General features: G+C 66.7%; 22 protein-coding genes. 12 read left to right on the top strand and 10 right to left on the bottom strand.

All coding sequences use genetic code 11. The features are described from left to right. Positions 1 to 465: 465 nt before the first annotated feature. The 6 genes from AC3A3Q_RS08675 (at position 466) to AC3A3Q_RS08650 (ending at position 7,174) form a co-directional block, all read left to right on the top strand. Positions 466 to 1,902, top strand: a complete 1,437-nt coding sequence (locus AC3A3Q_RS08675) for an NAD(P)/FAD-dependent oxidoreductase (RefSeq protein WP_487585863.1) — start codon at positions 466 to 468, stop codon at positions 1,900 to 1,902. Beyond that, entirely contained in the window at positions 1,899 to 3,134 is a 1,236-nt protein-coding gene (locus tag AC3A3Q_RS08670; RefSeq protein WP_487585862.1) for an NAD(P)/FAD-dependent oxidoreductase, read from the top strand. Before AC3A3Q_RS08675 ends, AC3A3Q_RS08670 begins: the two co-directional genes overlap by 4 nt. After that, positions 3,131 to 4,540 (top strand): FGGY family carbohydrate kinase, encoded by a 1,410-nt coding sequence (locus AC3A3Q_RS08665; RefSeq protein WP_487585861.1) that lies wholly within the window; start codon positions 3,131 to 3,133, stop codon positions 4,538 to 4,540. The genes AC3A3Q_RS08670 and AC3A3Q_RS08665 overlap by 4 nt, the downstream gene beginning before the upstream one ends. Before the next feature lie 42 nt (positions 4,541 to 4,582). After that, positions 4,583 to 4,978 (top strand): DUF1937 family protein, encoded by a 396-nt coding sequence (locus tag AC3A3Q_RS08660; protein WP_487585860.1) that lies wholly within the window; start codon positions 4,583 to 4,585, stop codon positions 4,976 to 4,978. Positions 4,979 to 4,981: 3 nt separating this feature from the next. Further along, a complete protein-coding gene (locus AC3A3Q_RS08655) occupies positions 4,982 to 6,481 on the top strand; it encodes an amino acid permease (protein ID WP_487585859.1) in 1,500 nt (499 codons plus the stop codon). 114 nt (positions 6,482 to 6,595) lie between these two features. Then, positions 6,596 to 7,174: an NUDIX hydrolase gene (locus AC3A3Q_RS08650; protein WP_487585858.1), complete on the top strand. Its 579-nt coding sequence runs from the start codon at positions 6,596 to 6,598 to the stop codon at positions 7,172 to 7,174. Positions 7,175 to 7,270: 96 nt separating this feature from the next. On the opposite strand, the gene serA is transcribed toward AC3A3Q_RS08650, so the two are convergent. Next, on the bottom strand, positions 7,271 to 8,509 hold the full coding sequence (serA, locus tag AC3A3Q_RS08645; RefSeq protein ID WP_487585857.1) for a phosphoglycerate dehydrogenase: 1,239 nt from the start codon (positions 8,507 to 8,509) through the stop codon (positions 7,271 to 7,273). 130 nt (positions 8,510 to 8,639) lie between these two features. Here serA and AC3A3Q_RS08640 point away from each other — a divergent pair, with 130 nt between their 5' ends. From AC3A3Q_RS08640 to AC3A3Q_RS08630, 3 genes are all read left to right on the top strand, one after another. After that, positions 8,640 to 10,025: an FAD-binding oxidoreductase gene (locus AC3A3Q_RS08640; protein ID WP_487585856.1), complete on the top strand. Its 1,386-nt coding sequence runs from the start codon at positions 8,640 to 8,642 to the stop codon at positions 10,023 to 10,025. A gap of 109 nt (positions 10,026 to 10,134) precedes the next feature. Beyond that, positions 10,135 to 10,440: a DUF2388 domain-containing protein gene (locus tag AC3A3Q_RS08635; protein WP_487585855.1), complete on the top strand. Its 306-nt coding sequence runs from the start codon at positions 10,135 to 10,137 to the stop codon at positions 10,438 to 10,440. After that, a complete protein-coding gene (locus AC3A3Q_RS08630; RefSeq protein WP_487585854.1) occupies positions 10,437 to 12,278 on the top strand; it encodes a DUF7844 domain-containing protein in 1,842 nt (613 codons plus the stop codon). The genes AC3A3Q_RS08635 and AC3A3Q_RS08630 overlap by 4 nt, the downstream gene beginning before the upstream one ends. Before the next feature lie 227 nt (positions 12,279 to 12,505). Here AC3A3Q_RS08630 and yeiP read toward each other — a convergent pair whose 3' ends face one another. The 7 genes from yeiP to AC3A3Q_RS08595 form a co-directional block, all read right to left on the bottom strand. Further along, positions 12,506 to 13,072 (bottom strand): elongation factor P-like protein YeiP, encoded by a 567-nt coding sequence (gene yeiP, locus AC3A3Q_RS08625; protein ID WP_487585853.1) that lies wholly within the window; start codon positions 13,070 to 13,072, stop codon positions 12,506 to 12,508. 24 nt (positions 13,073 to 13,096) lie between these two features. Continuing rightward, a complete protein-coding gene (locus AC3A3Q_RS08620; RefSeq protein ID WP_487585852.1) occupies positions 13,097 to 13,867 on the bottom strand; it encodes an SDR family NAD(P)-dependent oxidoreductase in 771 nt (256 codons plus the stop codon). Positions 13,868 to 13,900: 33 nt separating this feature from the next. After that, positions 13,901 to 16,438 (bottom strand): sensor domain-containing protein, encoded by a 2,538-nt coding sequence (locus AC3A3Q_RS08615; RefSeq protein WP_487585851.1) that lies wholly within the window; start codon positions 16,436 to 16,438, stop codon positions 13,901 to 13,903. 44 nt (positions 16,439 to 16,482) lie between these two features. Beyond that, positions 16,483 to 17,376, bottom strand: a complete 894-nt coding sequence (locus AC3A3Q_RS08610; RefSeq protein ID WP_487585850.1) for a hydroxymethylglutaryl-CoA lyase — start codon at positions 17,374 to 17,376, stop codon at positions 16,483 to 16,485. Continuing rightward, positions 17,373 to 19,409 carry an acetyl/propionyl/methylcrotonyl-CoA carboxylase subunit alpha gene (locus tag AC3A3Q_RS08605; protein WP_487585849.1) on the bottom strand — a complete coding sequence of 679 codons (2,037 nt, stop codon included), beginning with the start codon at positions 19,407 to 19,409 and terminating at the stop codon, positions 17,373 to 17,375. Before AC3A3Q_RS08605 ends, AC3A3Q_RS08610 begins: the two co-directional genes overlap by 4 nt. A gap of 38 nt (positions 19,410 to 19,447) precedes the next feature. Beyond that, positions 19,448 to 19,834 carry an endonuclease domain-containing protein gene (locus AC3A3Q_RS08600; RefSeq protein ID WP_487585848.1) on the bottom strand — a complete coding sequence of 129 codons (387 nt, stop codon included), beginning with the start codon at positions 19,832 to 19,834 and terminating at the stop codon, positions 19,448 to 19,450. Positions 19,835 to 19,910: 76 nt separating this feature from the next. Continuing rightward, positions 19,911 to 20,690 (bottom strand): enoyl-CoA hydratase-related protein, encoded by a 780-nt coding sequence (locus tag AC3A3Q_RS08595; protein WP_487585847.1) that lies wholly within the window; start codon positions 20,688 to 20,690, stop codon positions 19,911 to 19,913. Positions 20,691 to 20,834: 144 nt separating this feature from the next. Here AC3A3Q_RS08595 and AC3A3Q_RS08590 point away from each other — a divergent pair, with 144 nt between their 5' ends. From AC3A3Q_RS08590 to AC3A3Q_RS08580, 3 genes are read left to right on the top strand one after another with little or no spacing between them, the layout of a single operon-like run. Next, entirely contained in the window at positions 20,835 to 21,119 is a 285-nt protein-coding gene (locus tag AC3A3Q_RS08590) for a FeoA family protein (protein WP_487585846.1), read from the top strand. Next, positions 21,116 to 22,987 (top strand): ferrous iron transport protein B, encoded by a 1,872-nt coding sequence (gene feoB, locus AC3A3Q_RS08585; RefSeq protein ID WP_487585845.1) that lies wholly within the window; start codon positions 21,116 to 21,118, stop codon positions 22,985 to 22,987. The genes AC3A3Q_RS08590 and feoB overlap by 4 nt, the downstream gene beginning before the upstream one ends. Before the next feature lie 2 nt (positions 22,988 to 22,989). Then, positions 22,990 to 23,247, top strand: a complete 258-nt coding sequence (locus AC3A3Q_RS08580; RefSeq protein WP_487585844.1) for a DUF6587 family protein — start codon at positions 22,990 to 22,992, stop codon at positions 23,245 to 23,247. 186 nt (positions 23,248 to 23,433) lie between these two features. Here AC3A3Q_RS08580 and AC3A3Q_RS08575 read toward each other — a convergent pair whose 3' ends face one another. Together AC3A3Q_RS08575 and AC3A3Q_RS08570 are read right to left on the bottom strand one after the other, a co-directional pair. Continuing rightward, the gene (locus tag AC3A3Q_RS08575; RefSeq protein WP_200605677.1) at positions 23,434 to 23,805 is read right to left on the bottom strand and encodes an FYVE zinc finger domain-containing protein; all 372 of its coding nucleotides are present in this window, start codon (positions 23,803 to 23,805) and stop codon (positions 23,434 to 23,436) included. Beyond that, on the bottom strand, positions 23,802 to 24,380 hold the full coding sequence (locus AC3A3Q_RS08570) for a bactofilin family protein (RefSeq protein ID WP_487585843.1): 579 nt from the start codon (positions 24,378 to 24,380) through the stop codon (positions 23,802 to 23,804). The genes AC3A3Q_RS08575 and AC3A3Q_RS08570 overlap by 4 nt, the downstream gene beginning before the upstream one ends. Positions 24,381 to 24,409: the final 29 nt, after the last annotated feature.

Raw genomic sequence — 24,409 nt, 5'->3', positions numbered from 1 at the left:
CGAAACGGCGTTCGTGAAACGGCGGCGTGCCTTCCATTGCATCTCCAGCGTAGGGGCGAGCGCCGGAGAATGGTTGTACGCATCACGCGAGTACATCAGAAACGTCCGAAAATCAGCCGCCGCCTTCAGCAGTGATCAGTCGCATCAATGCAGGCGCGCGCGATTGGCAGCCGCACGTCAACAGATGCGCCGATGTATCACCCGCGCTTGCGGCGCACCTTGCGCATGCAGCTTCTGTCATTGAGCAGGTTCGACACGAGGATGAACCTCTGCGAGCAAGATCGGGACATGCCCGCGCCAAGCTTCGCAAGAAACTCCGGGTTCCTTTGACGAAGCTTCGGACACACGACGTCTGGCGAGGAAAATACAAGCGAGAGCAGACTTCCAGCGTTGCAGGCCGGCGTTGCCAACAGGTTCCAGCCTGTTGCATCGAACGGAGTCCTCCCCGGCCATCGGTGTCCAAACATGCAAGCGCTGGATCGCTCTCCTTCGAGCAACGCACTATCGTCTCGAACAGATGCCCTGTTCGATATCGCCGTCATTGGCGCGGGTGTTGTCGGTTGCGCCGTGACCAGGCGGTTCGCACTGGCCGGTGCAAAGGTCATCCTCATCGAGAAAGGGCCCGACATCCTGTCGGGCGCTTCCAAGGCAAACAGCGCCATCCTGCACACCGGATTCGATGCGCCGATCGGCAGCCTGGAGCGCGAGCTGGTCCAGGCCGGTCGTCAGGAGTACCTGGAGATCCACCGGTCGATGAACCTGCCGTTGGTGGAGACCGGCGCGTTCGTATGCGCGTGGAACGAGCTGGAGCACCAGGCGCTGCGACAGATCGCCGAAGAGGCCCGGTCGAACTCGGTCCTGAACTGCCGCATGGTCACACCAGCGGACGTCCGGCGCGCAATGCCCGGCATTTCGGACCGTCTCGTCGCAGCGCTGGAAGTGCCGGACGAGCACGTCATCGATCCCTGGTCGCCTTCCCTTGCTTACCTGACCCAGGCCACGGCTCTGGGTACCGTCTTTACGCGCGACACCGAGCTTGTGCAGGGTGCATTTGACGGCTGCCAATGGCTGCTCCGCACCAGCAAGGGCGTGATACGGGCCGCTGCGGTCGTCAACGCTGCCGGCTTGTACGGCGACGTGGTGGATGCCCGACTCGGATTCGAGCCGGAGTTCCAGATCCGCCCGCGCAAGGGCCAGTTCGTGGTGCTCGACAAGGCTGCCCGCGCCCACGTACCCCGCATCGTTCTTCCGGTGCCGACACAGGTCAGCAAAGGCATCGTGGTGTGCCCGACGGCGTTTGGAAATGTGCTGGTCGGGCCCACCGCTGAAGAGCAGGCGGATCGTACGCGGGCGCGGGTCGACCACGACACCCTGCAAGCGCTTCTCAAGCGAGCCGCGCAGATCGTCCCGGCGTTGGCGGACATGCCCGTGACTGCTGTCTATGCAGGTCTGCGACCGGCCACTGAGCAAAAGGCCTACCGCATCTTCTGCCGGCCTGGGCAACACGCGATCACCCTGGGTGGCATCCGCTCCACGGGTCTGAGTTCCGCGCTGGGACTGGCTCGTCATGCGCTGGAACTGTACGAAGGATTCGGCAGGACGCTGCAGGCGCCCGGTGCCATTCCCAGCGTGACCATGCCCAACCTGGCCGACGGCGCGGACCGGGACTGGCAGCGGCCAGATCACGGCGACATCGTCTGCCACTGTGAGCTGGTGACACGCCGGGAGATCGTGGCCGCGTTCGGCACGCAGGTGCCACCGGGTGATTTCGGTGGACTCAGGCGTCGCACTCGCGCCGGCATGGGCCGATGCCAGGGCTTCTACTGCAACGCCGAACTGGCAGCCATGACCCGCGGGCAGCTCGCAGCGCCGCTGACCAATGACCCGGTGACGCGGGAATGAGCGGCGCACAGATCGACGTCATCGTCATTGGCGGCGGCCCGTCGGGTGTGGCTGCGGCGGTCGAGCTGCGGCGACTTGGCGCGGGAAAGGTCGTTCTTCTGGAACGCGAGCAGGAGCTGGGTGGGGCAACCCGGCACTGCAGCCATTCGCCCTTTGGCATGGTCGAGTACAAGCGCATCTACTTCGGCTCCGCCTACGGCCGCAGGCTCACGCAGGAAGCGGTGGCTGCCGGCGTGGACATTCGCCTGGGCCACAGCGTGGTCACAGTGGGTGAGGACGCCCGCGTGCTGGTCAGCTCGGACAAAGGCGTCGAGCAACTTCGTGCGAAGCGGGTGTTGACCACCACAGGAGCGAGGGAAACGACCCGCTCTGCGAGACTGATCAGCGGCGATCGTCCATTGGGAGTCGTCACCACCGGCATGCTCCAATCCTGCGTCGCCTTTCATGGGCTCATGCCATTCCGACGGCCGCTCGTCGTGGGTTCGGAGCTTGTAACGCTCTCGGCGGTTCTGACCTGCCTTGTCCACGGAGCCAGGCCCGTGGCGATGATCGAACCGCAAGCGCAGGCGCTGGTTCGAGCGCCGTTGGCCTGGTTTCCGCGATTGATGGGGATTCCGTTCCATGCCGGCACGCGGATTGTCGACATCATCGGCTCGCCGCGGGTGTCGTCGGTAAAGATCGCCACGGGCGAGGTAACGCGCGAGATCGAGTGTGACGGCGTCCTGCTGACCGGTCAGTTCACGCCCGAAGCCTCGCTCCACATGCAGTCGCCTCTGGGCGTGCAGCGCGGCAGCGGTGGTCCTTGCATAGATCAGTTCGGACGACTGGAGAACTCCCTCTACTTTGCGGCCGGCAACGTCCTGCGCGGTGTCGAAACCGGGGGATGGGCCTACCGCGAGGGGCGGGCGGTGGCGCGCGCGTTGTCGAATGATCTGCAGCAAGTCGAACCTGCAGTGGGCGAGCGCGTGACTGTGGAGTTCGAGGCCCCGGTGAAGCTCGTCGTGCCCGGGGCGATCCGCACAGGCGTCGCCTTGGCCCCGGCAGCGTTCGAAGAATTCCAGCTGCGTGTTCAACGACGCGTGCAAGGCGAGCTTGTACTCGAGATCGACGGCGCTCCCGCATGGAAGCAGGCCGGTCATTGGCTGCCTGAGCGCCGGATCCTGGTGCCAATCCCTGCAAGTGCACTGAACGCGAAGAGCATCAGATTCCGTATTGCGGAGAGCGAAGGATGAAAGTAGCTGCAATCGATCAGGGAACGACGTCCACACGATGCCTGGTCGTGGACTCCGCAGGCACCTGGACTTTGGCTGGAAGCCGCCGGCATGCCCGGTATCACCCCGATGCCGGGTGGGTCGAGCATGATCCCGAAGAGCTGTTGGGGAACGTGCAGGCTGTTCTCGCTGCGGCCGGTCCGGTCGATGCGATCGCCATCGCCAATCAGGGCGAAAGCTGCCTGGCCTGGGATGCAAACACAGGGCGCGCGCTGTCTGCGGTGATTGTCTGGCAAGACTCGCGCACGGCCGAAGCGCTGGGCGCGTTGCCCGAACCCGATCACCGCAGGTCGAGGGAGGTCACGGGGCTTCCTTTGGACGCCTACTTCTCGGCGAGCAAGCTGGCTTGGTTGTTGAAGAACATACCGGCCGTTGCGCAGGCCCACGCCGACGGTCGGCTGCGGATGGGTACAACCGACGCATTCTTCCTCGATCGCTTGTGCGGACGCTTTCTCACCGATGTTGCCACCGCGTCCAGGACGGGTCTGCTGGACCTGCAGACCAGCCAATGGAGCGACGAGATGTGCTCGTTGCACGGCGTGCCACGCGAGTGCCTCCCCGAGATCGTCGATGTCGATGCGGGTTTTGGCGAGATCGCCGGCGTTCCGGTCAAGGTCTCCATCGTTGATCAACAGGCTGCACTCTTCGGCCACAGGTGTCATAAGCAGGGCGACTGCAAGATCACCTTCGGAACGGGGGCATTCCTGCTGGCCATCAGTGGAGAGCAGCCCATTGAAGCCGGGAGCCTGCTGCCAACGGTTGCGTGGCGCCGTCAGGGGCAAAGGATCACCTACGCGGTCGAAGGCGGTGTTTACGATGCAGGCGCTGCACTCGAGTGGGCCCATCACATTGGCCTGTACGCGGCGCTGGAGGAACTGGATACGTTCGAGGGGCCGTCGGCACTCAGTCGCGGGATCATCTTCGTGCCCGCGCTGTCCGGTCTCGCAGCTCCCTACTGGGACCGCGACGCTGCACCCTTGTTCATCGGAATGGGCCACTCGACGGATCGAAGGGACATGGTGAGGGCAGTGCTGGAGGGCATCGCCATGCTGACCGCCAGCCTGATAGAAGAAGCAACCCAGGTCGTAGAACTGGGCGACAGCGTCGCCATCGACGGTGGGCTCTCCCAGAGCACTTACTTCGCCCAGTACCTCGCGTCGGCTGCCGGACGAGCGGTGACGGTCCCGGCGATGTACGAGCTCAGCGCGCTTGGGTTGGCCGGATTGTGCGGCCAGGACGTCGACGCCATGCGCGGCGAGATGCGCCGATTCGAGCCCGATGGACTGGTCAGCGCGGAGGATCGCAAACGCTTCGCCAACGCCGTAGGTCGCGCACGCGGCTGGCGCGTGCAGCCCACCGGTGGCTGAGCAGCCCCGATTCTTTCCACTCCAGTCATTGAGGAATTGCAGATGCGCAGGATTTTCCTGGCCTGTCCCTACGGACACGCCGACAGCCAGGTCGTTGGCAGCCGGTTCGATTTTTCCAATGAGGTCGCGGCGATCATCGTCCGTAGCGGCAACGCGGTCTTCAGCCAGGTGTCGATGTCTCATCCGATCAACCAATGGTTGAATGACACCGACAACCGTCCCCTTGGCCAGCTCTGGGGGCCGATCGACGAGATCTTCATGGAGGCGATGGACGAGCTGATCGTCGCAGATGCGTCGGGATGGAAGGAAAGCGCGGGCGTCCAGCGCGAGATCGCGTTCTTCGAGCAACGCGGGCGGCGGGTCAGCCTCTGGAGCGAAGTAGCCGCCGAGTTCGTGCCCGGCGAAAGCCAGTCCGCAAACAATCGCCAAGGAAGGTAGATCATGTCCCAGTCAGTTCCGCACCGGACTGCTGACGATGTCGGTGGAGATGCAAAGTCTCTTCAACGAAGCGTCACCCCGTTCCAGTCATTCGCCGTTGCCTTCGGTTTCGTCTCCATCGCCACCGGCATCTTCTCCGCCTACGGGGCGATGCTGAAGACATCGGGTCCGATGGGAATCTGGACCTGGCCGGTGGTGGTGTTCGGGCAACTGATGGTGGCCCTGATCCTGGGGTGCCTTGCCGCGCGCATCCCGGTCACGGGATATGCCTATCAGTGGATGTCGCGCCTGGTGAATCCAGTGTTTGGCTGGGCCATGGGATGGATCAGCTTCTCCTTCCTCGTGGTCGTCCTTTGCGCCGTCGACTACACCATTGCCTCGGCTGTCCTGCCGGTTCTGGTCGGGTACGAGGGCACTCCGATGAACTGTTGGGCAATTACGAGTGTCGTCATCGCGATGCAGGCACTGATGATTGCAACGTCCACGAGGATCACCCAGCGGTTCAACTCCATCGCCGTCATGATCCAGCTCGTGGGCATGATTGGTCTGGTCGTCATGCTGTTCGGTGTGGGCTTCTACACCGACTCCCTGGACTTCTCCCTGCTTCGATCCACCGGATCACTGCCCGTCGACGGCTACTTCTCGCTGGGTGATCTGCAAACCGTAGGACCGTGGATGATGGGAATGCTCCTGGGGGCCTTCACCATTGTCGGCTTCGAGTCGGCCGCGAACCTGGCTGAGGAAACCCGCGACCCGGCCAGGGTGGTGCCCCGGGCGATGTGGCAGGCGGTGGTCAGCCTGGGCCTGATCGGCCTGCTGTTCCTGATCGCGGTCACCGCACTGCTGAAGGACCCCACAGCGGCAGCGCAGTCGGCTACGCCCATTGCCGATGTGATCACCCGCAACCTTGGCAATGCTGTCGGCAAAGCGTTGCTTGTGATGGTGGTCATATCGATTTACTCCTGCGGCCTGGTGATCCTGCTGAGCGGCAGTCGCCTGGTCTGGGCGATGTCGCGCGATGGCAGGTTCCCGGGTGGGTCCTTCTTCAAGCGCATCCACGGCACCCTCGGTACGCCGCTGAACTCCACCGTTCTGGTCGCCGTCGTCGGCCAGGTGATCCTGGCGGCCTTTTCCCGGCAAACCGACGCGCTCTTCACCTTGTTCTCCGCGGCAACGCTGCTTCCCGCGATCATCTATGCCGCTTGCGTCGTCGCATACGCGACCAGGCGTTCGAAGCTGCCGCCCACCCAGGGCTTCTCGCTGGGAGCGTGGGAATTGCCGGTGCTCGCCGTGGCGCTGGTCTGGCTTGCCTTTGAGCTCGCCATCTTCCGCGACAGCAGCTTCGTCAAGAGCTGGCTGTATGTGGCGGCGATGCTGGGCGTTGGCGGCGCCTACCTCACCTTCCTGCTGTTCACACGCGGCCGGTCGGCCATGCAGATGCCAGACCTGATCGCGATCGATTCGATCATGGATGCCAACGCGGGGCAGGCCCTGGTCGAATAGCGCCTATCGGGCCGATGCCCTGGGCGTCCTCGCATCAGGGCCGGTCCAGTGTCCCTCGGAAAAATCGGTTTGCCGGCCTAAAATGGTGACGCGACTTCTTCCAGGGCAAAACCGTTGAACATCGATCACCAGGCCAGCGCCACCATCGGCTCAATCGATTCGCTGCGTGCGGCACTGGCCGATTACGCCAGCCGTTGGCCGCGGGAAGCCGAAGCCGCGGGCGACTTCAGCCGCTTCCTGGAGTCGGCGGACACGGTCTTCGATCGCATCCACCTGATCGGCCACTTCACGGCCTCGTCGTGGCTGGTCGACCGCAGCGCGACGCGCGTACTGCTCACGCACCACCGCAAGCTCGAGCGCTGGCTGCAGCTCGGTGGTCATGCCGATGGCGACCGCGACCTGTCGCGCGTTGCACTGCGCGAGGCCGAGGAGGAGTCGGGATTGACCGGGCTGGACGTGGAGCCGGAGGTGTTCGATCTCGACCGCCACTGGATCCCGGAGCGCGGTGACGTCCCCGGCCATTGGCACTACGACGTGCGTTACGTCGTGCATGCGCGCGGAAGCGAGGACTACGTCGTCAGCGACGAGTCGCATGACCTGGCGTGGCGCGCGATCGACGAGATCCTCGCCGATCCGGGCAGCGACGAGTCGATGCGCCGCATGGCGCAAAAGTGGCTCGACCGCGAACGCTGACAATGCCGTCGTAGGAGCGAGCTTGCTCGCCATCAAGCGTCGCAGCACCTGCCAGGCCTGATCGCCAGCAAGCTGGCTCCTACAAATTCGATGGCCTCAATAGAGGATGCGCACCCGCAGCGTTCCCGGAATGCGCGCCAGCTCGTCGCGCACCAGTGCCGCCTGGGCCTGCGTCGCGGTGACGTCGATCACCACGTAGCCGACCTTGGGATGCGTGCGCAGGAACTGGCCGTCGATGTTGACGCCCAGCCGCGAGAACACGTCGTTGACCTGCGACAGCACGCCCGGCACGTTGCGGTGGATGTGCAGCAGTCGCAGGCTGCCGGTGTGCTCGGGCAGGGTCACTTCCGGGAAATTGACCGCCGACAGGGTCGAGCCGTTGTCGCTGTAGCGGATCAGCTTGGCCGCCACTTCCAGCCCGATGTTGTCCTGGGCTTCGAGCGTGCTGCCGCCGATGTGCGGGGTCAGGATCACGTTGTCGAGGCCGACCAGCGGCGAGACGAACGCGTCGGCATTGCCCTGCGGCTCGACCGGGAACACGTCGACCGCGGCGCCGCCAACCTGGCCCGAGGCGAGGCCCGCGGCGAGTGCATCGATGTCGACCACGGTGCCGCGCGAGGCATTGATCAGGTGCGCGCCCGGCTTCATCCGCGCCACCTGCGCGGCGCCGAACATGCCCTGCGTCGCGGCCGTCTCCGGCACGTGCAGGGTGACGATGTCGCTGCGCGACAGCAGGTCGTCGAGACTGGCGGCGGCACGGGCGTTGCCCAGCGACAGCTTGGTTTCGATGTCGTGGAAGATCACCTGCATGCCCAGCGCTTCGGCGATCACGCCGACCTGGGTGCCGATGTGGCCGTAGCCGACGATGCCCACCGTCTTGCCGCGCACTTCGTGGCTGCCGGCGGCCGACTTGGACCAGCCGCCGCGGTGGCATTGCGCGTTCTTCTGCGGGATGCCGCGCATCAGCATGATCGCCTCGGCCACGACCAGCTCGGCGACGCTGCGCGTGTTGGAGTAGGGCGCATTGAAGACCGGGATTCCGGCCAGTTCGGCGCTGTCGAGATCGACCTGGTTGGTGCCGATGCAGAAGCAGCCGATCGCGATCAGGCGGCGCGCGTGCGAGAGCACTTCGGCGTCCAGGTGCGTGCGCGAGCGGATGCCGATGATGTGCGCGGCGGCGATTTCCTGGCGCAGCAGTTCCGGCGGCAGTGATTTGTCGTACGTCTGGATCTGCGAGTACCCGGCGTTGCGGAAACTCTCCACCGCGGTCGGGGCGACCCCTTCCAGCAGCAGCACACGGATGTCGGACTTCGGGTACGAGGTCTGCAGGCTCACGGTGTGTCGGGGTGGTGGGGATGGGATTTGAATATGTCAGAAATCCGAGCGGTTTGCTGCGCTGCATCACTGGCGCCGGGGTGCCACTGCTGGCACGCTACCGGCTGACGCCTTTGTGACCGACTTCTCCATGACCGATCCGCTGAAGCGCCTTGCTGCCCGAGCCCCCGGCCTGCGCCTGAGCACCGACCCGGGCGACCTGGAGCACTACGGCCGCGACTGGACCCGGCGCTGGACGCCGGCGCCGCTGGCGGTGGCATTGCCGTCGTCGGTCGAGGAAGTGCAGATGATCCTGCGCTGGGCCAACGAAGAGGGCATTGCGGTGGTGCCGTCGGGCGGTCGCACCGGGCTTTCTGGCGGCGCGGTCGCGGCCAACGGCGAGCTGGTGCTGAGCCTGGAGCGGATGAACCGCGTGCTCGACTTCAATGCGGTCGACCGCACCCTGACCGTGCAGGCCGGCATTCCGCTGGAGGCGGTGCACAACGCCGCCCGCGAACAAGGCCTGGCCTACCCTGTGGACTTCGGTGCGCGCGGTTCGTGTTCGATCGGCGGCAACATCGCCACCAATGCCGGCGGCATCCGCGTGATCCGTTACGGCAACACGCGCGAGTGGATCGCAGGCCTGGCAGTGGTGACCGGCAAGGGCGACCTGCTCGAGCTCAATCGCGGGCTGATCAAGAATTCCAGCGGCTACGATCTGCGCCAGTTGATGATCGGGTCGGAGGGCACGCTCGGCATCGTCGTCGAGGCGACCCTGCGCCTGACCGATCCGCCGCCGCCGACCAACGTCATGCTGCTGGCGCTGCCGTCGTTCGAGATGCTGATGAAGGTGTTCGCGGCATTCCGTGAGCGGCTGGCGCTGGAGGCATTCGAGTTCTTCACCGACCGCGCGCTGCACCACGTGCTGGCGCAAGGCGCGCAGAAGCCGTTCGACGAGGTGCATCCGTACTACGTGGTCACCGAGTTCGCGGTTGGCGACGAGCAGCTCGAGGCCGCGGCGATGGCCGCGTTCGAGCATTGCCTGGAGCAGGGGCTGGTCAGCGACGGCGTCATCAGCCAGAGCGATGCCCAGGCCGCACAGCTGTGGCGCCTGCGCGAAGGCATCACGGAGAGCCTGGCGCGATGGCGCCCGTACAAGAACGACGTCTCGGTGCGCATCTCGGCGATGCCGGCGTTCCTGGCCCAGACCCAGGCCCTGCTCGGGCGCGAGTACCCGCAGTTCGACGTGGTCTGGTTTGGCCACATCGGCGACGGCAACCTGCACATCAACGTGCTCAAGCCCGACGGCATGGACGACGCTGAGTTCGTCGGCCATTGCGAACAGGTCACCAAGCTGCTGGCGCAGGCGCTGGAGCGCCACGGCGGCAGCATCTCCGCCGAGCACGGCATCGGCCTGGTCAAGAAGCCCTACCTGCTGGGCACGCGCAGCGAGGCCGAAGTGGAGGTGATGCGGGGTATCCGCCGCGTGCTGGACCCCAACGGCGTGCTCAATCCGGGCAAGCTGTTCGATCCGTGACAGCAGTGGGCGGATCGTGAATATCCGTTATCGCGACGGGGCCAGCCGTGCTTCAAACCCGGCGGCACCCGGTAATCTTTGCCGGTCCCACATTTCCTTCGGAGCCCCGATGAAATCCCCCGCCGTCCTGCTCTCCATCGCGTTCCTGGCCGCAGTACCCGCCGCCGCGCTTGCCTCCAGCTTCGCCGGCACGTCCGCGGGCGGCAGCTCCGCCTCCAGCGCCAGTTCGGACTCCTCGTCGGGCAACGACAAGGTGGTGCTGGCCGCACGCGATGACGCCGCCAGCTTCGTCGCCAGCGACGGCGCGATCCGTGGCGCCCAGCTCGAGGCCGCACTGCGCCACCTGCGCGAGAACGTGCCGCAGGCACGCCAGGCCAGCGACATCGAGCTGGCAAAGGCCATCCTGGCGCTGTGAACACCGGCCGCGGCCGCGGCCGGCGGGTCCGGTTGGCGGCCTGGCCTTTGCTGGTACTGGCCCTGTGGGTTGGACAGGCCCAGGCCGCACTGCAACTGCAGGCGGACGAAAGCGGCCTGGGGCCGGGCGAGATCGCCGCCACGGCGCAGTTGCTGGCGCAGGTGCAATCGCGACTGCCGCCGACGATGCAGGCCGCACTGGATCGGCCGATCGAGGTCCGCTGGAGCGAAGCGCTGGACGCCGGCGTAGTCGGGCATGCCAGCCGCAATCAAATCCTTCTGGACCGTGCGCTGCTGCCGGCCATCGCCGACGGTGACGATCCGGACGCTTGGAAACGGGCAGAAGCGACGCTGCTGCACGAGCTGGCGCACATATACGACCGCGTCGCGCCTGGCGACCCGATGTCGCGCGATCCGCGCCTGCTCGACCTGGCCGGATGGCAGGTCCGCGCGACCAGGCTGGGTACGAAACTCGCGGGCCGGCGCGAAAACCGCTTCGTCGATCGCAGCCCGGACCCATACGAGCTGACAGCGCCAGCGGAGTTTGTCGCGGTCAATCTCGAATACTTCCTGCTCGATCCGGGCTATGCGTGCCGGCGCCCGGCGCTGCATCGCTACTTTGCGCAGCGGTTGGGTTCGACGGGTAATACCGATCAGTGCGCGTCCGACTTCGTCTATGTCGATGCGGGCGATGGTGGCGACGAAGCTCTGGCCGCGCTCGATCCGCGTCGCGTGTATGAGGTCGACTACCTGCTGGCCGACAGCAACGACCAGGTGATGAGCCGTTGGGGCCACAGCATGCTGCGCCTGGTGGTGTGCGCGCCCGGGCGGGCGCCGGGGCCGGACTGCCGCCTCGATCTGCAATACCACCTGGTGCTGTCGTTCCGTGCGTTCGTCGACGACGTCCAGCTGTCGAGCTGGCGCGGGCTGACAGGACGTTATCCGTCGCGACTGTTCGTACTGCCGCTGACCCAGGTGGTCGACGAATACACCAAGGTCGAACTGCGCGGCCTGCGCTCGACGCCGCTGCGCCTTCAGCGCGACGAGATCGCGGGGCTGCTGGAGCGTGCCGCGCAACTGCACTGGAGCTACGACGGCCGCTATTACTTCGTCAGCAACAACTGTGCGGTGGAGACCTTCAAGTTGCTGCACGACGGCGTACCGCGGCTGGCGTCGGCCGGCATCGACAGCATCACACCGACCGGAGTGCTGCACCGGCTGGAGCGGGCCGGCGTCGCCGACCCCACGGTGTTCGACGATCCGGCCGAAGCGCTGCGCCTGGGCTACCACTTCGAATCGCTGCGCCCGCATTTCCAGCAGTTGTACGCGGTGGCGCGGGGGCAGCTGGATCTGCCGCAGTCAAAGGTCGAGGACTGGATGGCGCTCGATCCGTCGCAGCGGCGGCCGTGGATCGAACGCACCGATGTTCGCAGTGGCGCGGCATTGCTGCTGCTGGAACAGGCAGCGCAGCGCCGCCAGCGCCTGCAGGTGCAGGAGGCGTTGAAGCGGAAGTACCTCGGGGGCAATGCGAAGCCGGCGGAGGTCGCCGTGCTGCAGCGGCTGCTGAAGGAAGGCGCCTACCTGGGGCGGCCGGCGCAGTTGCTGGAAGGTACTGGTTACGGCCTGCCGCAAGCGCAGGAACGTGCGACGCTGGCAATCGAGAGCGGGCAGCGCCGCAGGCAGCTGAAGCAGTTGCGTGCGGACGTGGAAGAGGGCGCGCGCGAGTTGATGTCGCCGTCGCAGCGGGCATTGCTGGATGGCATTGCCGTCAATAGCGATCTGCTGGGACAACGGTTGCGTGCGCTGCACGCGGCCGAAGGTGGCGTTCGTCTGCCCTGACCAACGTCACCGTTCCCGTCACCGTTCCCGTCACCGTCATCCCGGCGAACGCCGGGATCCAGGCCCTCACGTCATCAGCACCATCACGTCATCCCGGCGAACGCCGGGATCCATTTTTGCTGTTGCTCGAGGCATCGAGCGCCAGCAGGAGCAGGAGCAAATGGATCCCGGCGTTCGCCGGGATGACGGTGAAGGGCGGTCAGGAACTGTTGCTGTCGGCGACTACGTCAGTCCGCGCGACCGGCAAACTCGCCCGTGGTGGTATTGACCAGCACGCGCTCGCCGTTGCCGATGTATTCCGGAACCATGATCTCGATGCCGGTCGACAGCTTGGCCGGCTTCGGACGCTTGGTCGCGGTGCCGCCCTTGAGTTCCGGCGGCGTCTCGATCACTTCGATCGCCACGCTCTGCGGCAGCTGCAGCGCCACCGGCGCGTCGTCGATGATCTGCACGTAGCAGCCGCTCAGGTCGGCGACGATGTAGCCGGCGAGGTCGCCGACGACATCGGCGTCGAGCGTGTACGGGGTGTAGTCCTCGTCGTCGAGGAACACGAACGCTTCGCCGTCCTTGTACGAGAACGTCGCCTGGCGGCGGCTGAGCTCGACTTCCTTCACTTCATCGTCGCCGCCCATGCTGACGTCGAGCTTGGTGCCGCCCGGGACGCTGTACATGCTGAAGCGGAACTTGACGTTGCCGCCGCGGCCCTGCGGCGAGCTGCGCTCGATGTCGCGGATCTGGTAGACGGCGTTGTTGTACTCGACAACGTTACCCTTCTTTACGTCGTAGGCTTTCATGCGTGACCTTTGATCTGTGCAGGATTACTTCGGCGCCAGGCGCGTGGCACCGTCGAGACGGATGGTCTCGCCGTTGAGGTAGGTGTTGCCAAGGATGTAGGCGACCAGGTCGGCGAACTCCTCCGGCTTGCCCAGGCGCGACGGGAACGGAATCGATGCGGCCAGCGACTGCTGCACCGAGTCGGGCATGCCGTCGACCATCGGCGTCCAGAAGATGCCCGGTGCCACCGTCATGACGCGGATGCCGAAGCGCGACAGTTCGCGCGCCATCGGCAGGGTCATGCCGACCACGCCACCCTTCGATGCGGAGTACGCAGCTTGGCCGATCTGGCCTTCGTAGGCAGCGACCGATGCGGTGTTGACGATAACGCCACGCTCGCCGTCGATGCCGGCCTCGTTGTGCTGCATCAGCGCGGCGGCGGCCTTGGCGACGTTGAAGCTGCCGACCAGGTTGACCATCACCGTTCCCTGGAACTGCGCCAGCGGCATCGCGCCTTCCTTGCCCAGCACGCGACCGGCGCCGAGGATGCCGGCGCAGTTGATGGTGGCGTTGAGGCCGCCAAGGAACTCGCTGGCTGCGGCGACATTGGCGGCGACGTCGGTCTCGCTGGTGACATCGGTCTTGAAGTAGCGCGCCTTGTCGGCGCCGAGCGCGGACACGGCGGCGGCGCCCTTGTCGTCGTTGACATCGAACAGGGCGACCTTGGCGCCATTGGCGACCAGGTGCTGGGCGACGGCGAGGCCAAGGCCGGAGACGCCGCCGGTGACGATGGCGCGGACAGTATCGAGTTGCATTGGGCTGGTCCAGGGACGCGGAAAGCGGGGATTTTACCGGACCGGCCCGCCCATCGCCGCCGTCCGGTAGACCAGCCTGAGCTCGTCGGGCATCAGCCCCGGCGCGAACAGGAAGCCCTGGCCGATGCTGACCCCCAATTGCAGCAGGAACTCCCGGTGTTCCTCGGTCTCAACGCCTTCGGCGACCAGGGTCAGGCCGAGGCTGCGGGCGATGCCGGCGACGGCCTGGCAGACCGCCACGTCGGACTGGTTGCCCGGTACGCCCTGGACGAACAGCTGGCTCAGCTTGAGGCCATGGATGGGCAGCCGGCGCAGGTAGTTGAGCGCGCTGTAACCCTCGCCGAAATCGTCGATCGTCAGCATCACGCCCATCTCGCGCAGCGCGGCGAAGGTGCGCAGTGTGTCGGGCGCATCCTCGATCAGCACGCGCTCGGTGAACTCCAGCTCCAGCGCGTTGCCGGGCAGGCCGTACTCGGCCAGGGCCGAGCTGACGCTGCTGGCGAGGTCTTCGCCGAGGAACTGCCGGTACGACACGTTCACCGCCACGCGCGGCACGGCCAGCCCGCCTTCCTGCCATTCGCGCAACTGCCGGCAAGCTTCCTGCAGCACCCAGTCGCCGATGCCGACGATGTCGCCGGTGGTTTCGGCGTGGTCGATGAACTTGTCCGGGCGGATCTCGCCCAGTGAGTGGTTGCGCCAGCGGATCAGCGCTTCCGCCGCGACCATCGCGCCGGTGGTGAGGTCGACCTGCGGCTGGTAGACCAGGTGGAACTCTTCGTTGTTGACCGCGCGGCGCAGGTGCGTCTCCAGCTGCAGCCGGTGCAGCTGCTGCTCGGCCAGCTCCGGCGTGAACGCCTGCCAGCCGTTGCGGCCACGACGCTTGCTGTCGTACATCGCCACGTCGGCGCTCTGGATCAGCTGCTGCGAGCGCACGCCATCGAGCGGCGCCTGGGCGATGCCGATGCTGGCGGTGATGCTGAACTCCTCGCCGTCGAGGCGGAAGCTGTCGCCGAAGATCTCCAGGATGGCATCGGCCAGACGCTCCGGCCGCGAGGGATCGCTGCCGGTGTCGCAGATGATCAGGAATTCGTCGCCGCCGAATCGCGCGATCAGGCCTTCGCTGCCGATCGCGCGCTGGATGCGGCGGCCGGCCGAGGCCAGCAACCGGTCGCCGGCAGCATGGCCGAGCACGTCGTTGACGACCTTGAAGCGATCGAGGTCGACATAGAGCACGGCCAGCGTGTCGCGCAGCGGATCGTCGAGGCGGCTTTCCAGCTCGGCCAGCACCGCATCGCGGTTGAGCAGGCCGGTCAGCGGATCGCTGCGCGCCTGCACGCGCAGCGTCTCCTCGTCGTGCTTGCGCTCGGTGATGTCCTGCAGCGTGCCGGTCAGGCGCGAGTTGAGCGGATCGGCCGCATCGGCCTCGCCGATCACGCGCAACCAGAAGCCGCGGCCGTCGGCGCGATGACCCTGGACTTCGAGTTCGAGCTTGCGCCCGAACGAGATCGCCTGGCCCAGCGCCGCGCGCAGGCGTTCGCGATCCTGCGTGCGCAGGCAGGCCAGCATGCCTTCGATGGTCGTGGGAGCCGGGCGATGGCCGAGGATGCGTTGCGCCTCGTCGGTCAGGTACAGCCGGTCCGGTCCGACCTCCCACTCCCAGCCGCCGATGTGCGCCATGGCCTGGGCGCGATCGAACAGCGTGCTGTCGCGCTTGAGGGTGGTGATGTCGGAGAACAGCGACAGAACCTGATGTGGCTTGTCGCCGCCGGGCGGGAACTGCGGCACCGCCGTCACCGACAGCCACATCAGCTGCTGCCTGGCGCGGTGGTACAGCCCCAGAACCGTGCTCTCGCAGATGCGTCCGGTCTTCAGGGCACGATGCGAAGGGTACATGTCGGGAGACAGTTGCCGGCCGCGATCGTCGACGACCATCCAGTTGTCCTCGCGCAGCGCGTCGTTGACCGATTCGTCCTCGCTGACGCCCAGGATCTTCATCGCCGCAACGTTGGTGTAGACGATCTGCAACTCGGCATCCTGGATCAGGATGCCGCGGTCCATCGCTTCCATCAGTTCGCGATACCGCAATTGCCCGGTGAGCCGGCTGCTGAGATCGCGCGCGACCGCGACCATCGCCTTGCGACCGTCGTACAGCAGTGGCCCGGTGTGGACCTCGACCGGAAAACGCGTGCCGTCGCTGCGCATGTTGGTGACCTCGACCATGTAGCTGCCGCCGCGGTTGAGCGTCTCCAGCACCGGAACCATGTGGTCCTGCGGCAGGTCGGGGTTGATGGTCTCGATCGGTTGGCCGATCAGCTCCTCGCGCGGGCGCCGATATGACTCCACCCCGGAGCGATTGAGGTCGAGCACGGTGCCGTCGTAGGCAATGATGCTGATCGGGTCGGGCAGGGCGTCGAACAGGTCGCGATAGCGCTGGCGTTCGGCATCGGCTTCGGCACAGGACTCCAGCAACGCCTGGCGCGCCTGTTGCAGGAGCGACCGAGTGTCTTCGGAAAGTTCACCCTCGCGGGCGAGCGCATGGTCGATTGCTGCCAGCGTGGCTCCCGCATCCACCGTTTCCGGTGATGTCGAAGGCCCTTCCGCTGGCGCCTTTGCCGTCATGAGGCCGCGAGTGCCTTGCCGACCCGGCTGCCGGTTTCGCGCCCCAGCAGGGCGGCGAGCCAGCGGCCGGTTTCCGCCAGCGCCGGCAGGTCGATGCCGGTCTCGATACCGAGCCCGTGCAGCATGTAGACGACGTCCTCGCTGGCGACGTTGCCGCTGGCGCCCTTGGCGTACGGGCAGCCACCGGTGCCGGAGACGGCGGAATCGACCACCGCGACGCCCTCTTCCAGGCAGGCGAGGATGTTGGCCAGCGCCTGGCCGTAGGTGTCGTGGAAATGCACGGCGAGCGCGCTGATGGGTACTTCCTGCGCCACCGCCAGCAACATCGCGCGCGCCTTGCCGGGCGTGCCAATGCCAATCGTGTCGCCGAGCGAGACTTCGTAGCAGCCCATGTCATGCAACGCACGCGCAACGCGGACCACGTCGGCCAGCGGCACTTCGCCCTGGTACGGGCAACCGAGTACGGTGGAGACATAGCCGCGCACCGCCACGCCGTCGGCGCGTGCGCGCTCCATCACCGGGATGAAGCGCTGCAGCGATTCGTCGATGCTGGCGTTGATGTTGCGGCGGTTGAACTCCTCGGACGCGGCGGTGAACACCGCGATCTCGTCGACGCCTGCGCTGCGGGCGCGGGCGTAACCCTGTTCGTTGGGCACCAGCACCGGATAGCGCACGCCGGGGCGGCGATGGATGCCGGCCAGCACTTCGGCGGCATCGGCCAGCTGCGGCACCCACTTGGGGCTGACGAAACTGGTCGCCTCGATGCTGCGCAGGCCAGTGGCCGAAAGACGATCGATCAGTTCGATCTTGTCGGCGGTGGCGACGTTGGTTTTCTCGTTCTGCAGGCCGTCGCGCGGGCCCACTTCGACGATGCGGACCGAGCGCTTCATGACGCCAGCGCCACCAGCACGGTGTCGGCCTCGACGAAGTCGCCGGCGGCCGCGCGCACTTCGGCGACCGTACCCGCACGCGGCGCCTTCAGGCTCAACTCCATCTTCATCGCCTCGATCACCATCAGCTCCTGTCCTGCTTCGACCTCATCGCCTGGCGCGGCCTTGACCAACACGACCCGGCCGGGCATCGGCGCGAGCAACCGGTTGCCGGTACCGACCGCGCTGCTTCGTTCCGGACGATACATCGGCACCGCCTGAAGACGGAGTCGACGCCCGCCGTCATGCACGACGATCCGCCCCTCTCCCGCGCTGTTCCCGGGGCCCACATCCATAGCCAACGTAAAGCGGCGGCCGCGGCCGTCAATGCGCAGGCTGAGACCGTCGCCGGCCTCGTTGCGGGCGCCTTCGATGCTGTGGATCCGGTCCGCGTGCTCGATGCGGTAGCTGCCGTTGCTGCCCTGCGCGTGCAGCTCCAGACGCCGTTCGCCGTGCAGGAAGGCCAGGCTGCGGCGGCTGCCGTGGCCCAGGCGCCAGCCATCGGTGATCGCCCACGGCGAGGAGGGGTCGGTGGATGTGCCGGCGCGTTCGAGGGACTGGCGCTCCTGGACCAGCAGTTGCGCCGTGGCGGCTGCCAGCACCAGGTTCTGCTCGGTGTCATCGCTGGCGGCGTCGCCGGCCTGGATGAATTCGTCCAGGTGACGATCGAGATAACCGGTATCGATGCGGCCTTCGACGACCGCCGGATGGCGGACCAGGCGCTCGAGGAACTCGATGTTGGACTTGGGCCCGGCGATGTCGCACTGCGCCAGCGCCGCGCGCAGGCGGGCGAGGGCGCGCGGGCGGTCGGCATCATGGACGATGAGCTTGGCGATCATCGGGTCGTAGAAGATGGTGACCGTGTCGCCCTCGATCACGCCCGAGTCGATGCGCACGTGCTGGTCGGTCGCCGGCAAACGCAGCCGCTCCAGTCGCCCGGAACCGGGCAGGAACCCGGCATCCGGGTCTTCGGCGTACAGGCGCACCTCGATGGCGTGGCCCTGCTGGGCGATCTGGTCCTGCGCCAGCGGCAGCGCTTCGCCGGCGGCGACCCGCAATTGCCATTCGACCAGGTCCAGGCCCGTGACGAACTCGGTGACCGGGTGCTCGACCTGCAGGCGGGTGTTGATCTCCATGAAGTAGAAACCACCGTCCTGACCGACGATGAATTCGACCGTGCCGGCGTTGACGTAGTCGATCGCGCGTGCGGCCAGCACCGCGGCCGAGCCCATCGCATCGCGCAACTGCGCCGAGAGGAACGGCGAGGGCGATTCCTCGAGCAACTTCTGGTAGCGGCGCTGCGCCGAGCATTCGCGCTCGTTCAGATGGAGGGTGTTGCCGTGACTGTCGCCGAATACCTGGATTTCGATGTGGCGCGGGCGCTCGACATAACGCTCCAGCAACACGCGATCGCGACCGAAGGCATTGCGCGCCTCGCGCTGGCAGCTTTCCAGGTTGGCGGCGAACTCGCCGCTGTCGCGGACAATGCGCATGCCCTTGCCGCCGCCGCCATGCGCGGCCTTGATCATCAGCGGGTAACCGATCGCATCGGCCTCGCGCTGGAGCACGTCGGGCGACTGGTCCTCGCCGGTGTAGCCGGGGACGACCGGCACGCCGGCGGCATGCATCAGTTCCTTGGCACCGGCCTTGCTGCCCATCTTGCGCATCGAGGCCGCCTTGGGCCCGATGAAGACGACGCCGGCTGCTTCGACCGCGTCGGCGAAGTCGGCGTTCTCGCTGAGGAAACCGTAGCCGGGATGGATTGCCTGTGCGCCGGACTTCAGCGCGACTTCGAGGATCGCATCGCCACGCAAATAGCTTTCGGCCGGACGCGGCCCACCGATCGGCCACGCCTCATCGGCCAGGCGCACATGCTGTGCATCGGCGTCGGCCTGCGAGTACACCGCGACGGTGGCGATGCCGAGACGGCGGCAGGTGCGGATCACGCGGCAGGCGATCTCGCCTCGGTTGGCAATCAGGATCTTGTCGAACATGGCTTGCTTCAAACGCTCCTGTTTATAAGCCCTCCCCTTCAAGGGGAGGGTTGGGAGGGGATGGGTTCCAGTCGCCGCAGCGCATCCAGAATCACCTCGACCACACCCTCGACATTCTCGATTACTTCGTTGTTCCAGAACCTCAGTACCACGAATCCCGCTTGTTCCAGCCGCTGTGTCCGCGTCAGATCGTAAGCCGTCTCATCGGCGTGCTGGCCGCCGTCGAGTTCGATGACCAACTTCCGTTCCAGGCAGGCGAAATCGAGTATGAAGCCGCCGAACGGATGCTGCCTTCTGAACTTGCAGCCCTGCAGCTGACGATTCCGCAAATGCCGCCATAGATGGCGTTCGGCATCGGTGGAATCGTTGCGCAACCTGCGCGGACGTTGCTCGCGTGCGATCTGCTTGTTTGTCTGTCCTTTCATGGGGGCTCCTCCTTGAGCCTGTTGCTTGACGGGATCCAACCCATCCCCTCCCAACCCTCCCCTTGAAGGGGAGGGCTCAGGACCAGTGCGGTTTGCGCTTTTCCAGGAAGGCGCCCAGGCCTTCCTGGCCTTCGGCCGATACTCGCAGACCGGCGATGAGCGCGGCATTGTCGGCGTCGAGGCGATCGCGGTCGCGTTCGCCGGTGACCCGGCGGACCAGGGCCTTGGCGGTTGCCGAGGCCACCGGGCCGGCCTTCAGCAGCAGGTCGATCTGGCGCTGCACCGCCTGGTCCAGCTCGTCGGCCGGAACGACCTGATGGACCAGACCGATCTGCAGCGCGGTGTCCGCAGCGAAGATCTCGGCCGTGGCGAACCAGCGCCGTGCCTGGCGCGGTCCGATGGCCTCGATCACGTAGGGCGAGATCACTGCCGGCAGCAGCCCGAGCTTGCTCTCGGTCAGGCCGAACTTCGCCTCGGGCGCGGCGATGGCGATATCGCAGCAGGCGACCAGGCCGACGCCGCCGCCGAAGGCAGCTCCGTGCACGCGGGCGATCGTCGGCTTGGGCAACTCGTCCAGGGTGCGCATCAGGCGGGCGAGGGCAAGCGAATCCTCCCGGTTCGCCGCCTCGCTGGCGGCGGCCATGCCGCGCATCCAGTTGAGGTCGGCGCCGGCCGAGAAAGAGGCGCCTTCACCCTCCAGCACCACCACCCGTACGCTGTCGTCGGCGGCCACCGCTTCCAGTGCGCCGGTCAGCGCGGCGATCACCATCGCGTCGAAGGCGTTGTGCAGGTCCGGTCGGTTCAGGCGCAGGCGGGCCACGGCCCCTTCGCGCACGTTCAGCAGGGGATGGGTCATCGGCCTGGGCTTGTTGGACTGTGGCGAATCATAGCCGCTGGCCCGCTGGACCCGTGCGTCCGCGGGCTGTGGTGTAGAATTGAGAACAATTCCCATTTGGCGCCTTGGCCCGAATTCGCCCCCGGGCCGGCTTGCAGGTGAACCTTGAAGCTGTCCGAATTGCCCCGCCGTACCGCCGCCACCGTTGAAAGCGTCGAGGACCACGCGCCGAACGATTCGATCGCGCGTCGCCTGCGCGAGCTCGGCTTCGTCCATGGCGAGCGCGTGGAAGTGATGGCGGCCGGTCCGGTGTCCGCGGAACCGCTGCTGGTGCAGATCGGCTTTACCCGCTTTGCCTTGCGTCGCAGCGAGGCCGCGCGCGTTCGCGTGCAGTCCGCCGGAGACGGCAAGCGCATCAACGGCTTCGACCCCGAAGAGGGCCAGGCATGAGCACTGCCGAAGCCATCCGCGTCGCCCTGGTCGGCAACCCGAACTGCGGCAAGACCGCGCTGTTCAACCAGCTCACCGGCAGCCGGCAGAAGGTCGCCAACTACGCCGGCGTCACCGTCGAGCGCAAGGAAGGCCGCTTCCATGCGCCGTCCGGCCGCCACTACGCAGTGCTCGACCTGCCCGGTGCCTACAGCCTGCACGCCGCCAGCCTCGACGAGGCGGTGACGCGCGACCTGTGCCGCGGTTTCTATCCGGGCGAGCCCGCGCCGGACGTGCTGGTGTGCGTGGTCGATGCGACCAACCTGCGCCTGCACCTGCGCTTTGCCCTGGAAGTGCGCGAGCTGGGCCGGCCGATGGTGGTCGCGGTCAACATGATGGACGCGGCCAAGCGCCGCGGCATCGACATCGACCTGGCCGTGCTCGAGCGCGAGCTCGGCGTGCCGGTGGTGCCGACGGTGGCCGTGCGCAGCGGCGGCGCGCGCGAGCTGGTGGCGATGCTCGACAGCGTTTCCGAAAAGCTGCACGAGCCGCGCGTGCACCTGCCGGCCAACCTCGCCGACGATGCCGACGCGCTGCACGCCGAAACCCGGCGCCTGCTCGAGCTGGCCGTGACCATGCCGCGCCGCACCGCCGAGATCGACGACGCACTCGATCGCTGGCTGCTGCACCCTGTGCTCGGCCTGTTGTCGCTGGCGGTGGTGATGTTCCTGATCTTCCAGGCGGTCTACGCCTGGGCGACGCCACTGATGGACCTGATCGAGGTCGGCACCGCCGCGACCGGCGACTTCGTCGGCGCGATGCTGCCTGACGGTCCACTGCGCAGCCTGCTGGTCGACGGCATCATCGCCGGCCTGGGCAGCGTGATCGTGTTCCTGCCGCAGATCCTGATCCTGTTCGCCTTCATCCTCGCGCTGGAGGAATCGGGCTACCTGCCGCGTGCGGCGTTCCTGCTCGACCGGATGATGGCGTCGGCGGGTCTGTCCGGTCGTTCTTTCATTCCGCTGCTTTCGAGCTTCGCCTGCGCGGTGCCCGGCATCATGGCCACGCGCTCGATCCAGGACCCGCGCGACCGTCTTGCGACGATCCTGGTGTCGCCGCTGATGACCTGCTCGGCGCGGCTGCCGGTGTACGCACTGCTGATCGGCGCCTTCATTCCGCAGAAGCAGGTGCTGGGTGTGCTCAACCAGCAGGGCCTGGTGCTGTTCGGCCTGTACGCGGCCGGCATCATCAGTGCGCTGGCGGTGTCGTGGGTGATGAAGAAATGGCGCCGCGACAAGAGCGAGCACGCGCTGCTGCTGGAGCTGCCGTCGTATCGCATCCCGCACCCGCGCGATCTGCTGATCGGCTTGTGGGAGCGCGCCTGGATCTTCCTGCGTCGCGTCGGCGGCATCATCCTGGCGCTGACGATCCTGCTGTGGTTCCTGCTGTCGTTCCCGGGTGCACCGGCGGGTGCCACCGGCCCGGCCATCGACTACAGCTTCGCCGGCCGCATCGGCCACGCGATGACGACGGTGTTCGCACCGCTGGGCTTCAACTGGCAGATCTGCATCGCGCTGATCCCGGGCATGGCCGCGCGCGAAGTCGTGGTGTCGTCGCTGGCCACGGTGTATGCGCTGTCGGCTGCCAATGACGATGCGGCCACGCAGGCGCTGACGCCGCTGATCAGTAGCGGCTGGTCGCTGGCGACTGCGCTGTCGCTGCTGGTGTGGTTCATCTATGCGCCGCAGTGCATCTCCACGCTGGCCACGATCAAGCGCGAGACCAACTCGTGGAAGCAGGTCGGCATCAGCGCCGGCTACCTGTTCGCGCTGGCCTACCTGGCCTCGATGCTGACCTACCAGATCGCCGTGGCGCTGGGGGCAGGGTGAGCATGGACGCCGGCCTGCTCGCGCAGTACCTGGTCATCGCCGTGGCGGTGGTGATCAGTGCGGGCTTCGTGGCGCGGCGGCAGTTTCCCAACGCGGTGCGCCGGTTGCGCATCGCGCTGGCGATACCGATGGTGCGTGAGGGGCAGCCTGCCTGGTTGCGCGCGCTGGGGCGCCGCATCGCGCCGCCGGCGAGCCTGGGCGACGCCAGTTGCGGTGGCTGCGATAACTGCGGGCCGACGCCGCCGCGAAAGCATCACTGATCGTCATCCCCGCACAGTCACGGCGTCATCCCCGCGTAGGCGGGGATCCATGGACGTTGGCTTCTGGTCGAAGGTCAACAGCAAGATGGATCCCGGCGTTCGCCGGGATGACGTGAGTTTGCTGGTAGGTTACGGGCCTGGGTCCCGGCGTTCGCCGGGACGACGTGATTGGCCGGGACGACGCTCTCAGTGGCGCCCGCGGCCGCGTCCGGCCCGATAGCCCTTTACTTCGACCGCCTCGACTTCCAGCGTAAAGGAGCGCTCTTCGCCGGCGAAGAGCGCCCCAACCCCCATGACCTGGCGATCGATCTCGACGCCCTCGTCATTGCGGATGGTCAATACCACCGAATACTCCAGGGCGTTGTCGCCCGGCGGTGGCTTGATCGTTCCTTCCACGCGCAGCGGCACCGACCGCTGCTTGGCGGACTCCACGGCATCGGGGTCGAAGCGCAAATGGTGCCGGCAAGACGGACAGACGGTGGCGCTGTCGAGGATCTTCGTCTTGCAGTGCGGACAGATGCGCGTCGCACCGGGTGTACCGGGGCGAACGGCACTCATGCGGCGGTGCTCGCCTCCGCCTTGCTGAAGTCGGCCTTGTCAGCCTTGTCGGCCTTGCCATTGGCCTTGGCCGCTTCCTTCTCGTCCCAGCCGAACTCGACCTGGCCGCGCATGCGCGCACCGGCCGCGACCGTGACCGTGCCGGCCTTGACGTCGCCGACGACCACGCCGCCTTCAAGCAGCTCGACGCGTGCAGCCGATTCGATGTTGCCTTCGAGCTCGCCGGCGATGACAACCTTGCGCGCACGCACGCCGCCGGTGACCTTGGCGCCGACTTCGACCGTCAGGTCTCCTTCGACCTGCACGTCGCCCTTGAAGCGACCGGCGATGCGGATATGGCCCGCGCCCTGGATCTTGCCTTCGATGGACAGGTCAGCGGCGATCAGAGACTCCTTGCCCTCGCGCTCGACCGGGCGCGGTGCTGCCGCGACGGCGGGCTTGGGCGTGGTGGAACCGAATGAAATTTCATTGCGCACGTCCGGCTCCTTGCCCAGTGCGGATTCGGGTTGCCCCGGCTGGGTCGGCGGCGGGTTTTGCTTCGGGGTGGACGACGGGGGGGAATTGAAGATCGCCATGGGGACTTCCTGATGTTGGGCAAGACACA

The sequence above is a fragment of the Lysobacter sp. Soil_C_59 genome, assembly GCF_057656415.1.
Note: the sequence above shows the minus strand (reverse complement) of the source record. Positions and strands in the feature narration are given on the sequence as shown.